Consider the following 13,637-nt stretch of genomic DNA (forward strand, 5'->3'; position numbering starts at 1 on the left):
GTCAGTGCTTTCCGCGGCGGGCCGAGTTGATCGAGTCGATCACGCCGCTCTGGGTGGTGCGGATGTTGTCCAGGTTGGCCAGGGTGCCGTCGGCGACTCCGGAAACCGCCTCGACGAGCGAGGTTCCGGTCTCCACAGCCATCGTGCGCTCACGCTTCTCCTGCGGGATCACTTCCTCGGCGAAGCTGTCGTCGTGGCCCGGCCAGCCGACCGTGCTGTTGAGGCCCATGGTGAAGTCGCGGAGCATCTCGTGGGCGAGCGTGCTGATCTGGTCGATCTGGCGCACACCGGCGGCCAGTCGTTCGGGCTCGGCGTAGTACGCGTTTCCCTCGGGCATCGCTGATCAGTCCTCCTGGTCCTCGTGGATCTCGTCGAGCAGTCGGCGCGACGAGGGGTGGCGGTCCCCGCCCGAGGGTCCGTCGAGGATCCCCGGGCCGAAGATCTTGTTCCAGTCGATGTTCACACCCGGCAGTTCGGGCACGGAATCGTGGGGCCGGGTGAACGGCTCGAAGGTCTCCATCACCTGACGGGCCATCACCGACCGTGCCTCCTGGGCGGCCTCCAGAACACTGGCGGCCAGCTGCCCGGCGGGCATGGAGCGGTACTTGCCGTCCAGGAAACGCAGGTCGGTCAGATCGCCCTGCGCACTGACGGTCACCTCGACCGAGCGGTCCAGGGAGCGGATCGTGCAGCTGGCGTGGCTCAGCTCCGCCTCCGCCTCCGCCACCGCGGCCGTCGTGGTCTCCAGGTCGGCCATGGCGCGGGCGAGCCGCTGCTCGATGGTCTCCTTCATGTCGCTCATGCCTGTGCCGTCCCTCTCGTCTCCCGCACGGTGCTCAGCGCCCGATCACGGCGGGCGCGCCGCCCTCGTCGGTTCCCCACACGTCCTCGTCCTCTTCCGTCCAGCTCACGCGGGCCCGGTCGCCGCTCCCGGTGGACCGGCCGTTCTGGCCGGCGCCTCCGGGGCCGGGAGCGAGCGCCCCCGATGCGGCGCCGGTCGTCGCCGTCCGGCCCCGGGCCACCACCACGTCCTCGTCCTCGTCCGCGGCTCTGCGGGGCCGTGACCGGCCACGGCCGGCTGCCGCGGGCCCGGCGTCGGTCAGCACGTTGCGGACGCGCTCCCCGTTGTTGCCGCTGCCACCGCCACCTCCGCCCGATCCCATACCGCCCATACCGCCCATGCCGCCCATGCCCGGGAAGAGCGGGCTGCCCGCCCCGTCGGCCGCCGAGCCCGCCTCACCGGTCGCCGCGGCCGGGAGAGCGTCGCCGGGAGCGCGCAGCGCCCCGCCCGACAGCAGTTCCGCCGAAGTGGCGTCGTCGTAGTCGGCGTAGCCGGCGTCGCCGTACCCGCCGTCGCCGTACCCGCCGCCGAGGAGGGATGAGCCGCCGGTCAGCGCGAGGCCGTCACCGAGACCGGTGTTCGTGGCGAGGCCCGAGGTCAGGCCGTCCAGGTCCAGGCTGCTGGTGCTCGTCGTCGGTGTCAGGGAGTGGTTGGCGAGATCGAGGTCGCTCAGGGAGTCGCCGAGCCCCCTGCCGATGTTCCCGGTGGTGACGTTGCCGTCGGGGTCGCGGGTGGTCAGCGCCCCGGTCTCCGGGTCGATCGTGGTGGTCGTGCCGTCGGGGAACTTGGTGGTGAGGGTGCCGTCGGGGTTGAGCGTCGTCGTGCTGCCGTCGGGGTTGACGTGGCCGCCGGGGATGGTCAGGTCGCCCGTGGTCACCTTTCCGTCGGGAGACGTCGTCGTGACGATCCCCGTCTCCGGGTCGAGGAGCTGGGTGGTGCCGTCCGGGTACTTGGTCGTGAGGGTGCCGTCCGGGTTGAGCGTGGTGGTGCTGCCGTCGGGGTTGGTGAGCGTCGTCCCCTGCGTCTTGTCGTTGCCGTCGTCGCTCCCGTTCAGCAGGTTGCCGAGACCGGCACCCAGGCTGGAAGTGACGCCACCGGAGTCGGTGAGGCCGTCACCCAGGCCGTCACCGAGTCCGTCGCCCAGGCCGTTCAGGCTGTCACCGAGTCCGTCGCCCAGCCCGTCACCGAGCCCGTCGAGGCTGTCACCGAGCCCGTCGCCGAGGTTGCTGAAGCTGTCCCCGAGGCCGTCCCCGAGGTTGTCGAGACTGTCGCCGAGCCCGTCACCGAGGTTGTCGAAGTTGTCGCCGAGCCCGTCACTCAGGTTGTTCAGGCCGTCGCCCAGGTTGTTCCCGAGGTTGTTCAGGCCGTCGCCGAGGCCGTTGCCCAGATCGTTGAGGTTGTTGCCGAGGTTGTTCAGCGCGTTGTTGTACTCCTCCTGCTGCCGGTTCGCCTCGTCCTCGGCGATCTGGCGCTTGTCGTCCTCGTACGTCTCCGTCAGTGAGGAGGTGTCCTTGGTGCGGATCTCGCTGAAGGCGTCGGACACGTCGCTCCACGCCGTCTTGAGCGTGGTGAGCGAGGTCTTCGCCTTTTCGACCAGGACGTCCTCGACGTGCTTGTTCCACCGGGTCACGGCCTCTTCGCCGATCTTCACCCAGGTAGCCATGTCGTGGAGGTTGCCCCAGGGGGAGTGCTGCACGAACCCGGCGTCGGTGTTGTAGTCCTTCGCCGCACCGTTGGACGTCACACGGGTGTGTTTGATCTGGTGCTCCAGCACCCATACGGAGACCTCCTGGAGGACCTCCATCAGGATCCTGTGCGCGTCGTGCCGGCCTCCGGCCGCCCAGGTGTCCCAGGCGTCGCTGAGCGCCTTGGCCTCCGTCATGAGAGCCGTCTGGGCGGTCGCCAGCGCCCGGCTGAGCTTCGACCGCGGCACATGACCGCCGAGCATGGCCGCCGCGGTGCCGGTGGCGTCGGCGGTGAGCTGGTCGACGTAACTGTCGTAGTTCTTGTGCAGCTGATGGATCAACTGCCAGAACAGGCCCGCCGCCTGGCCGTGCCAGGCCGCGTTCTCCTCCCCGAGGGAGTTCTCCCACTGCTCCAGGGTCGCCGCATGGTCTTCGAAGAACTTCAGAGTCCGGTCGTAGGCCTGCGCCGTGCGGTCGAAGGAGGTGGCATCGACGGCCTCGGTGTCCTGGACGCTCAGACCGCTGAACTCGAAGCCCCGGGTGGTGTGGTCGGCGCGCAGTCTGTCGATCGCCGCCTTCGACCCGCTCTGGTACTGCTGGAGCAGACTCAGGTCCCACTCGTTGCCCAGTACGCCGGTGAACTTTCCGGCGCTCCAGATCTCGCCCGCCTCCAGCAGCCGCCCCGTCCCGTCGGTGGTGGGGATGCCGATGAACACGATGGTCGCCTGATACAGGGTGCCGCCGTCGTGCTTGCCGTCGCCGCCCGCCTCGACGAACGCCAGGTCGTAGTCCTCACCGTGCTGGGTGTGCCAGCCCACCAGGGCGGTGAAGTTCTGGGCGGTCAGCTCGGTCGACGCCAGGACCTCGAATCCCAGCCGCATCAGCGGTACGCCCTCGCTGCTCTTGAGGGTGTCGAACAGCTTCTTGCGGCTGGGGACGTTGTACCCGGTGTAGAGGGTGACCGCCTGACCCCAGTAGTCGCCGGGATCGGAGGTGACTGGCATGACGGGACTCCGCTGGGTGGAGGAGGAGGGACACGGAAAACGACGAGGTGCCGGGGGAGGCTGAGGGTCAGTCGTCGGTGTCGGGCCCTTCGAGGTCTTCGTCGACCCCGGACCAGACGTCCAGGAACTTCTCCCCGTTGATGCTCTCCAGGGAGGCGCCCTGGGTGTTGAGCAGCGTGGTGATGGTGGTGTCCAGGCTGTCGTCGATGTCGCCGAAGAGAACACCCTGGTCGCCGAGGACGTCGTCGATCGACTTCGCCGACTTGAGCGCGACGTCGATCAGCGTCTTGCCGTAGACCGTGTCGTCAGCCGTCATCAGGCCGATGCCGAGCACCGGGTTCTCCCCGATGTACTGCGCGGGGGTCGTGCCCCTGACGATGCTGTGCAGCGCGAGGACGCCGTTCGGATCGTCCTTCACGATGCCTTTCAGGTCGGTGATGAACGTGGCGAGATCGTGATCACGGAACTGCTTGAGTTTCTGTCCGTTCAGATGGGTCAGGTCCGCCATGGCGTGGTCCTCGTGGGTGCTCGGTCGGCGAGAGGGCAGGGGTCGAGAGGGGGAGGCCGGGCGAGGGAGAGCGGAGAGGTGCGGGAACCGGACGGCGATCGCGCTGGTGACCATCCGTCCGGTTCGGCCGGGTACCGCACCGCGACCGTCCGCCGTCAGCGGCTGACGCGTACCTCGGACCACATCTGGGACAGCGAGTTCTCGCTGTAGCGGTAGTTGTCGGAGATGTCCGTCAGCAGGCTGGAGTGCGAGGTCAGCAGTGTCTCCATGTTCTTCACCGCCTGGTCCCAGGCCGCCTGCTTCTGGCGGTACATGTTGGCGTCGTCGCCGTACCAGGACTTGATCAGCTCGTTCAGCTCCGCTTCCAGCGACGCGAGCGTGTTCGCTATCGCCTTGGTCTGCTGGACCATGTCGTCGGCGGCGTTGTTCATGTGGTTGTAGTCGACATAGATGTAGCCGTCGGTCAAGTTGTCGGGCATGGGAGCCTCCTGATCGGTGGGAAGTGCGCGGTGGGGTCCGGACTCCGGGAAGCGGCCTGCTCAGCCTGCGAGTTGGTCGTACGCGGCCTGCGACTGGTTGTAGGCCGAGTTGATCGCCTCGTTCGAGGAACCCTGGGTCTTGCCGTGCTGGACGAGGCTCTGGTTCAGCTTGTCGACCATGTCCTCGAGGCCGCGCAGGATGCCGTTGCACTGATCGTCCCACTGCTTGAGTAGGGCGCCGAACTGGCCTCCGTCGCTGCCCTGGTAGCCCGAAGACAGGCCCGCACGGGTGTTGTCCACGTCCTGCCGGGACTTGAGGATGCCGCTGAAGGCGCTCTCCAGGGCCTGGATCCCGTTACGGGTCGCCTGCTCGTTCGACTGCTGTCCGGTCCCTGCCATGGGTCCGCCTTTCGATGGGGGTTGATACGACTGCGGCGCCGGTGAGCCTAAGTGCGCCCGAGAACAGGGTGCAACGCGGCACGATCGGTGTCGCGCATGATTTGGCGAATCGTCAACTATGTTTACTTGGAAGCAACTTGTTGTCGGCGGCGTCGGACGTCCCGACCCGCCCGGCGGGCCCGCCGGGAGAGTCCGCGGAGCCCTCTGCGCAGGCCCGTGCCGGAGACGCGGGTACCAGCCCGGTCGCCGCCTGCGGACTCAGGTCGGGGCCGGTCGGCAACATCGCCAGCAGCGGGGAGGGCAGCCCCCGGGCATCGGAATCCGTCCAACCGAGCGCCGTGAGCGCCTCCTTCGAGCCGACCCGGTACTTCACGCCGTCGTCGGCCACGAAATAGGTGGTGGCTCCGACCGTCCCGCCACCGGCGCCGAGCGCCCGCGCCAGCACACCGTGACCGGGCCGCACGACCACCGCGTCCACCGGCAGGCAGGCGTCCACCACCGCGTCCTTGCTGCGCTGGGCGACCGGGCCCAGCGCGCCGGTGGGCACCAGCACCGAGCTGATCCGCACACCGTCGCCGCCGGGTTGCACCCGTGCGCACACCGCGCTGCCGTCGGGCACCCGGGCGGCCCAGGGCGGATTGTCCGGCAGCCCGGCCACCGACGGGTCACGGCCGGTGGTGCCGGGCGCCTGGTGGTCCTTCAGCAGGTCCGCCCCGATGGGCAGCGCCGTCGGAGAGTCACCGTCGTACGCCTTCGACCGTACGGCGGGATCGCCCAGCAGCAGCGCCACGGCGGTCGAGGTCACCGGGGAGAGGCCGGAATCCCCCAACAGGAAGTACTGGGCGCCGGCCTGTTCACCGGAACCCGTCGCCGAATCACCGGGCACCGTCACCCGGAATACCTGGCCGATTCTGGTCGCCGTACCGTCGAGGGAAGGGCCCTTCGACCCCAGCCCCTCCACCGACGGCGGCGCCAGGGCCGGGCCGGGCACGAACGAGTCCAGGAACGCGGCCGACACCGGGCGGGGCGTCACCGAGCTGTAGCCCAGCGACAGCAGTGCGCCGGACCTGGTGTCGAGCGGCAGCCGACTGCCCTGCCAGATCAGGTAGTTCCTCTTGTCGGGACCGCTCACCAACACCGCCTTGTCGGCCCCCAGCGCGGTCGAGCCCAGGGGGGCGCCCGCCGCCACCGCGGTCACCGCCCGCGTTTTCCTTCCCTCGCTCCCGGCGGCGCCGTCCGTCGCCGTCGCCGAACAGACCGCCCACGCGCCCGAATCCAGGTCGCCCGACGAGGGCACCCCGTCCGGCGCTCCCGGGATGCCGACCGCGGCACCCACCGGAGTGTCCCGCAGCGAGGCCGCCCCCACGTCCGTCGTCTCCAGGTCCGCACCGCCGATGAGCAGCGCGGAGGAGTAGTTGCGTACCGGGCGCAGCCGGCCGTCGAGGTAGAGGTAGCGGGCCCCGGTGTCACGGTTGACGATCAGGTTCTTGCCGCTGCGCCACGAGTCGTTGCCGCCCGGCGAGATCAGCCCGAACACCACCGCCCCCGCGGCGATCAGCACCCCGATCAGCATGCCGATGCCCGCCCCGCGGGTGGTGCGCCCCAGCGGGCTCTCGGGGGCGTCCGGGTCGGCGAGCAGCATGCCTGAGGTGAGGCGGCCCATGACGAAGGCGTGTGCCTGCACCTGGTCGCGCTTGGATTGCATGAACCGCGGTCCTTCCGGTCAGCCGGTCCGCACCGGCTCCCGCGGTACGGGGCCGTTCGCGTCGAAGTGGTCGTTCGTGTCCGTGGCCGCGGTCAGCCGTTGATGGCGCGCAGCGCGGCGAAGACGCCGAGCGCCCACAGCGCCAGCGGCAGCAGGGAGATCGCCAGGAGCGACTGCGCCAGCTCCGCCGCCCTGCCCCAATAGGGCAGCATGCGCCGGCCGGGTACGGTCCAGGAAGCGACGGCCAGCGCGGCGGCCGACGCCAGCAGCCCGCCCACCACCAGGGGCCGGTCGGCCGCGGCGGTGTCGGCCGCGAGGGCCAGCACCAGCAGTGTCACGCCCCAGGCGCCGGGCAGGACCAGCGCCAGCCGCTGCCAGACGTTGACCATGCCCCGGCCGTGCACCAGCAGGAGCACGGCGAGCACCACCGCGGTCAGGACCTCGGGGAGTGCCGGGTTACGGCTCAGCGGCACCAGGCAGCCCGCGCACAGGATGCCGGAGGCGGCGTAGAGGCCGGTCATCCAGCCGCTCGCCAGTTCCGTGCGGGTCGTCACGTCCGCGCCGCCGTAGGGCTCGATGCCCTCCTGGAGCTGCTGCGGGTTGGTCGGCAGGGCCGGCATGCGCATCCCGGCCAGCCGGAAGGACAGGGCAGGCACGAAGCCGCCCAGCAGCACGGCCAGCGACGCCACGGCCGCCGCCGCACCGTCCACACTCAGGTCGAACAGGCTCATCAGGACACCCGCCAGCACCCCGGCCAGCGACACCAGCGCCGAGGCCACGAACAGCGGCGTGCGTACGGCGGTCAGGGCGAGTGCGAGCACCGCGCCGCCCGCGCAGGCGGCCGCGGCGGCCAGCAGCCGGGCGCCCAGCACCTGGTTGGCCTGGGGGCCCGCGATCTCACCGCCCGGCTGCAACCAGCCGGCCAGGGCCAGGAACGGTCCGGCCATGAAGCCGAGCGCGGCGGCGGCAGCCGCGTCGCCCACCGCCCTGCTCGCGGAAGCGGCCCCGGCCAGCAGCAGCACTCCCGCCACACCGGCGGCGGCCATCCGCGGTCCGGCCGGACCGCCGGGCCAGGCCAGCACCGTCAGTCCCAGCGCCAGGGCGGCCACCGCCATGCCGAGCAGCAGGCGCCGGCCGGCCGTCACGTCCCAGTTGTGCAGCCGGTCCCGGGTCACCGTCGCCATACCGTCCACCAGGTCGTCGAGCCGTACTTCCGGCAGCGACTCGGTGTGCGGCCGCAGGTACAGGACCTCGCCGTGCTTGAGGTCCACCGCGGCCAGGGTGCTCTCGTCGTCCAGCGCGGCGCCGCCGAGGCGTTGCAGCACCCATCCGTCGTGCTCCAGGCCGTTCTCCTCGACCTCCTCGCCCGCGTAGTGCAGGACGGTGGGCAGCAGATCTGCGACGGGTACGTCGGAGGGCACCGCCAGGTCGATGGTCCTGGCCGGGGCTCTGACGGTGAGGCGGCAGAGGCCCGCAACGGAGGTGTCGGTCATCGTGGGTCTCACGTCTCCATGAGTCGGGCCGGGACGGGCCAGAGGTCGGGTCCCGAACTGGCGCGGTACCGAAGGGGATCAAGCAAGTTCCTGCTTGGACGTACGTGTCGCCGCCATGCAGACTACTGATGGGCCGTCGAACGGAATTATGGGCCCCTACCGGCGGCTTGTCACAACACCGGGGATTCAGCGACCCGTTGAGCGGCGCATAACCCCGATCCCCTAAGGAGAAGTTGCGTTGAGCGTGGTTCTCTTCCGCAGACCTGCCCGTCGCCGTGGCCCCGACATGCCAGAGGGCGAGCTGAACCTGCAGGAACCCCCGACGCTTCCGGAGACCGTGCCGGACAGCTCGGCGGTGTGGACGTACATGCCGATGGCCATGATGTCCGTCTCCATGATGCTGATCTTCATCAAGCCGGGTGGCGGCAACAGTTCGTTCACCTACATCGCGCTGGGCATGATGGTGATGGCCTCCGGAGCGATGATGGTCGGCCAGGTGATGCGCAAGACGGGTGAGCGCAAGCAGCGGCTGCGCGGAGAGCGCCGGGACTATCTGCGCTATCTCACTCAGATCCGGCGCCAGGTCCACCGGGCGGTCGTCGAACAGCAACTGGCCCTCGCGTGGCGGCATCCGCACCCCCGGACGCTGCGCTCGATGGTCCGCACCACCAGGCTGTGGGAACGGCGGGTCAAGGACGAGGACTTCGGTGAGGTCCGGATCGCCGTCGGAGACCAGCAGTTCGCGATGAGGCTCAATCCGCTGTCCACCAAACCCGTCGAGGACTTGGAACCGCTCAGCGCACACGCCCTGCGCCGCTTCATCCGCGCCTACAGCACCGTGCCCGGCCAGCCCATCGCGCTCTATCTGCGCTCCTGGTCACGGGTACTGACCCGCGGCGACCAGGCCGCCACTCGCGCCATGGTCCGCGCCGCACTGAGCCAGCTGGCCGTGTTCCACCCGCCGGAGGAACTGTGGATCGCGCTGTGCGTGTCCGACGAGCGGCGCGCGGACTGGGAATGGGTCAAGTGGCTGCCGCACAACCTGCATCCGCAGGAGCAGGACGGCGCCGGATCCGCCCGCATGATGGCCGGCACCTTCAACGACCTGGAGGATCTGCTCGGCGCCGAATTCACCGAGCGCCCGGTCTTCGACCCGGACGCGGTGCCGGGCCGTGACGAGCCTTACACCGTGATCGTGGTCGACGGCGTCACCGTGCCCGCCGGTCACCGGCTGGACGGCCCCGGCTTCCGCAACACCGTCGTGCTGGACCTCTCCGAAGCCTTCGCCTGGCGCCCCGGCCGCACCACCCTGCGCCTCGACGTGGCCCCCGACGCGGTCCGCCTGGTGCGCACCGACCGCAGCCGCAAGGAGCAGACCACCCTCCTCGGCCGCCCCGACCGGATCGGGCCCGCCGCCGCCGAGGCACTGGCCCGGCTGATCGCCCCGTACCGCATGAGCCTGGCCGCCGACATCGCCGAACCCCTCAGTACTGATGTGCAGTTGACTACACTGCTGGGCATCCCCGATCTCTTCAGGCACACTCCCGACGCCCTCTGGAAGCGCCACGCCGGGGCCGCCCGGCTGCGGGTCCCGGTGGCCGTCGGCGCGGACGGCACACCCGTGGAACTCGACATCAAGGAGTCCGCGCAGGGCGGTATGGGCCCGCACGGCATGCTCATCGGCGCCACCGGCTCCGGCAAGAGCGAACTGCTGCGCACCCTGGTCCTCGGACTGGCCCTCACCAACTCCTCCGAGACCCTGAACTTCATCCTGGTCGACTTCAAGGGTGGTGCGACCTTCCTGGGCCTCGACGAACTCCCGCACACCTCCGCCGTCATCACCAACCTCGCCGACGAAGTCGCGCTGGTGGAACGTATGCAGGACGCCCTGCACGGCGAACTCATGCGCCGCCAGGAGCTGCTGCGCGCGGCGGGCAACTACACGTCCGCCCTGGAGTACGAGAGGGCCCGCGCCTCCGGCACCCCGCTCGAGCCACTGCCCAGCCTCTTCGTCGTGGTCGACGAGTTCAGTGAACTCCTGGCTGCTCACCGGGAGTTCATGGATCTCTTCGTGATGATCGGCAGGCTCGGCCGATCGCTCGGGGTGCACCTGCTGCTCGCCTCCCAGCGCCTGGACGAAGGGCGCATGCACCAGCTGGAGAGCCATCTCTCCTACCGGATCGGCCTGCGCACCTTCTCGGCCATGGAGAGCCGCGGGGTGCTCGGAGTCCCCGACGCCTACCAACTACCCTCGCAGCCCGGCGCCGGCTACCTCAAGAGCGGGGTGGAGGCACTCACCCGCTTCCGTGCCGCGTACGTCTCCGGTCCCTACCGGCACCGCCGTGGCGCCGCCGTCCAGGCCAGGGTCGCCAGCCAGGTCGTGCCCTGGACGGCCGGCTGGGTGGTCCCGCGGGCCTCCGCCGCCCCCGTTCCCGACCCGGCGGAGGAGGAGACGGAGTCCGCCGAGAGCCTGCTGGCCGTGGCCGTCGACCGGCTGCGCGACTCCGGCCCCGACGCGCACCAGGTGTGGCTGCCGCCGCTCGACGTACCGCCGACCCTGGACGGTCTGCTCCCCGGCATCCGACCCACCGCCGACCGTGGCCTCAGCGCCACCCGCTGGCCAGGTACCGGACGGCTCCGGGTCCCCGTCGGCCTGGTCGACAAGCCCTTCGACCAGCGGCGCGAACCGTTGGTGCTCGACCTGTCCGCGGGCGGCGGCCACATCGCCATCGCGGGTGGCTCGCAGAGCGGCAAGTCCACCGTGCTGCGCGCCCTCCTCGCCTCCCTCGCCCTCACCCACACCCCGGCCGAAGTGCAGTTCTACTGCCTTGACTTCGGCGGCGGCACTCTCTCCTCGCTCACCGGGATGCCGCACGTCGCCGGGGTCGCCTCCCGCCTCGACAGCGAGCGGATCAGCCGTACGGTGGCCGAGGTCACCACCGTGCTCAACCACCGTGAGCAGCTCTTCCTCGACCAGGGGATCGACTCCATGGCCACCTACCGGCGCCGGCGCGCGGCCGGGGAGTTCGCCGACGAGGCACACGGGGACGTCTTCCTCGTGGTGGACGGCTGGGCTCAGGTCAAGCAGAACTTCGACCACCTGCTGCCCACGTTCAACCAGCTCGCCACCGGCGGTCTCAACTACGGTATCCACCTGATCACCACCACCACCCGCTGGGTCGAACTGAGCGCGCAGGTACGTGACCAGAGCGCGACCCGGCTGGAACTGCGGCTCGGCGACCCCATGGACTCCGTGGTCGACGTACGCAAGGCGGCCCTCGTGCCCCGCCTGCCCGGACGCGGACTCACGGTCGACGGCAAACTGCACTTCCTGACCGCCCTGCCCCGCCTCGACGGCTTCACCACCACGGAGGACCTCGGCGAGGGCGTCACCGCCCTGGTGGAGAGGATCGCCGAACACTGGTCGGGAGAACCCGCGCCCGCCGTACGGATGCTGCCGCACCGGCTGCCCGCCTCGACGCTGCCCGCACCGGAGCTGGGCGACGGACTGCGACTTCCGCTGGGCCAGGACGAGGAGAAACTCGCCACGGTGTGGCACGACTTCAGCCGAACCCCGCACCTGGTGGCGGTCGGCGACACCGAGAGCGGCAAGACCAACCTGCTGCGGCTCGTCGCGAAGGCGGTCACCGACCGCTACGCCCCGACCGAGGCGCGGGTCCTCGTCGTCGACTACCGGCGCGAACTCGTCGACGCCGTCCCGCCGGAGTACCAGCTCGGGCACGCCGTCTCCGTCGACGCCCTCAAGGAACTCGTCGGCGGTTCGGCGCGCGCGCTCAAGACCCGGTTGCCGGGGCCGGACATCACCCCCGCCCGGATGCGGCTCGCCGACTGGTGGAAGGGACCCAGGCTGTTCGTGCTCGTGGACGACTACGACATGGTGGTCGGCAGCAACAACTTCGACCACCCCTTCGCACCGCTCTTCGACCACCTGGCCCTGGGGCACGAACTGGGACTGCACGTCATCGCCGTCCGCTCCGCCACCGGCGCCGGCCGCGGCCTCAACGACCAGTTGCTGCGCCGCCTCGACGAGGCCAACACCCCGGGCGTACTGCTGTCGTGCCCGCCGTCGGAGGGCTATGTCTTCGGCAACATCAAGCCGCGCAACCTGCCTGCGGGACGTGCGCAGTACATCGCCAGGCGCAAGGCGACACTGATCCAGACGGCTCTCGCGGAGACGGCGGAGTCCTCCGGCGGAGGGGACCGGGCCTGACCCGACGCGCCGCCGGAAGCTGACGGGCGGCTGCCGCCCGTCAGCTTCCGGCGGCGCCGCCCTCCTCGGCGGCAGGGGTGCCCGCCGGCCGCCACCGGCGCGTGCGGGCCCGGGGGAGGGTCAGGGCGGCCCAGGCCACCAGGAGGATCAGCGCCGCGCCTGCCGCCGCGAACAGCGTGGCCCGGCGGACCGGCGGGGCCGCGTCGTCATCGGGCAGCCGTACGGCGGCTTCCGGCGCCGGGGCCGCGGCGCCGGAAGCGTTCCCCGGCGTCACCTCCGTCACGGCCGCGAACGGATCGAGCCGGGGGACGACGTCGGGGTAGGCGCTCGCGGTGATCCGGGCGGCGGTCTCCGCGCCGGTGAGGCCGGGGTGGGAGGAGCGCACCAGAGCCGCCGCCCCGGCCACGTACGCGGCGGCGAGAGAGGCACCCGAACCGATGTAGTGCCCGGTGCCGCGCGCGCCGATCCCGACCACTCCGGCACCGGGCGCCGCCAGGTCGGCGGAGACCGGAAGCAGGGCTTCGTCCGGACGCAGCCCCTGCGCGTCGACGTCCAGCACCGACAGAACACCGGGCTGCGCCGCGGGCCAGTAGTCCCGCGGGGTCGGCTCCTCGCCCTGCGCCGAGGACTTGGCCTCGGGGTCGGGCACGGCCGCCGCGATCACCAGTACGTCCTTCGCGAGGGCCGCCTCGACGGCCTTCGTCAGCCCGTCCGACCCCCGCACCAGAGCCGGCGAGACGGTGATCACGTCGGCGCCCGCCGCCGTCGCCGCGGCGATTCCCGACGCGACGCTCTGCGCGGTGGCCGCACCCCGTTCGTCCGTGCCGCGCACCGCGAGAATCCTCGCCCGCTGGGCGACCCCCGCGAACCGCACCCCGTCGACGGTGGCCGCGGCGACCAGCCCCGCGACGAAAGTCCCATGCCCCACGCAGTCCTGATCCGCAGGACCCACCGCGGTCACCCGGCCGGACAGGGCGGACGCCGTCGTGGACACCCCGGTGTCGACCACCGCCACCGTCACCCCGGAGCCGTCCGAGAACGGCCAGGTGCGCGTCAGCTGGAGACTCCGCTGCTCCCAGGGCACGGTCGTGGCCCGCTGGGCGGAGGCGCCGGTGCAGACCGCGTCGGCGTCCAGCCGGGCGGGCATCACGGGCAGCCGTACCGGCGTGTCGTCCGCTGCGGACGCCTCGGGCCCGCAGACCAGCGACAGCAAGGTTCCCAGGCACAGACACACGGTCAACATGCGTGCTGTGTGCGGGAGATGAGCCAGAGGAGGACGCTGAGTCATGTTC

General features: G+C 70.9%; 10 protein-coding genes. 1 reads left to right on the forward strand and 9 read right to left on the reverse strand.

Features of this window, described 5'->3' with window-relative positions; translation table 11 throughout:
• Position 1 precedes the first annotated feature (1 nt).
• The 8 genes from OHA55_RS29845 to eccD form a co-directional block, all read right to left on the reverse strand.
• Positions 2-337, reverse strand: a complete 336-nt coding sequence (locus OHA55_RS29845) for a hypothetical protein (protein WP_266712160.1) — start codon at positions 335-337, stop codon at positions 2-4.
• 6 nt (positions 338-343) lie between these two features.
• Entirely contained in the window at positions 344-802 is a 459-nt protein-coding gene (locus tag OHA55_RS29850) for a YbaB/EbfC family nucleoid-associated protein (protein ID WP_266712162.1), read from the reverse strand.
• Between the two features lie 34 nt (positions 803-836).
• The gene (locus OHA55_RS29855) at positions 837-3,530 is read right to left on the reverse strand and encodes an AAWKG family protein (protein WP_266712164.1); all 2,694 of its coding nucleotides are present in this window, start codon (positions 3,528-3,530) and stop codon (positions 837-839) included.
• Positions 3,531-3,597: 67 nt separating this feature from the next.
• Positions 3,598-4,038: a type VII secretion system-associated protein gene (locus OHA55_RS29860; RefSeq protein WP_266712166.1), complete on the reverse strand. Its 441-nt coding sequence runs from the start codon at positions 4,036-4,038 to the stop codon at positions 3,598-3,600.
• A gap of 155 nt (positions 4,039-4,193) precedes the next feature.
• Positions 4,194-4,517, reverse strand: coding sequence for a WXG100 family type VII secretion target (locus OHA55_RS29865; RefSeq protein ID WP_266712168.1), 324 nt, complete (start codon positions 4,515-4,517; stop codon positions 4,194-4,196).
• A 60-nt stretch (positions 4,518-4,577) separates the two neighbouring features.
• Positions 4,578-4,916 (reverse strand): hypothetical protein, encoded by a 339-nt coding sequence (locus tag OHA55_RS29870; RefSeq protein ID WP_266712170.1) that lies wholly within the window; start codon positions 4,914-4,916, stop codon positions 4,578-4,580.
• Between the two features lie 112 nt (positions 4,917-5,028).
• Positions 5,029-6,621 carry a type VII secretion protein EccB gene (gene eccB, locus OHA55_RS29875; protein ID WP_266712172.1) on the reverse strand — a complete coding sequence of 531 codons (1,593 nt, stop codon included), beginning with the start codon at positions 6,619-6,621 and terminating at the stop codon, positions 5,029-5,031.
• 92 nt (positions 6,622-6,713) lie between these two features.
• Complete coding sequence (gene eccD, locus OHA55_RS29880; RefSeq protein WP_266712174.1) at positions 6,714-8,114, reverse strand: type VII secretion integral membrane protein EccD; 1,401 nt, start codon at positions 8,112-8,114, stop codon at positions 6,714-6,716.
• Between the two features lie 286 nt (positions 8,115-8,400).
• Between eccD and eccCa the strand changes: the two genes are divergently transcribed.
• Positions 8,401-12,345, forward strand: a complete 3,945-nt coding sequence (gene eccCa / locus OHA55_RS29885) for a type VII secretion protein EccCa (RefSeq protein WP_266712496.1) — start codon at positions 8,401-8,403, stop codon at positions 12,343-12,345.
• A gap of 40 nt (positions 12,346-12,385) precedes the next feature.
• On the opposite strand, the gene OHA55_RS29890 is transcribed toward eccCa, so the two are convergent.
• On the reverse strand, positions 12,386-13,588 hold the full coding sequence (locus tag OHA55_RS29890; RefSeq protein ID WP_266712176.1) for a S8 family serine peptidase: 1,203 nt from the start codon (positions 13,586-13,588) through the stop codon (positions 12,386-12,388).
• Positions 13,589-13,637: the final 49 nt, after the last annotated feature.

The organism is Streptomyces sp. NBC_00102 (genome assembly GCF_026343115.1).
Classification (GTDB): domain Bacteria; phylum Actinomycetota; class Actinomycetes; order Streptomycetales; family Streptomycetaceae; genus Streptomyces.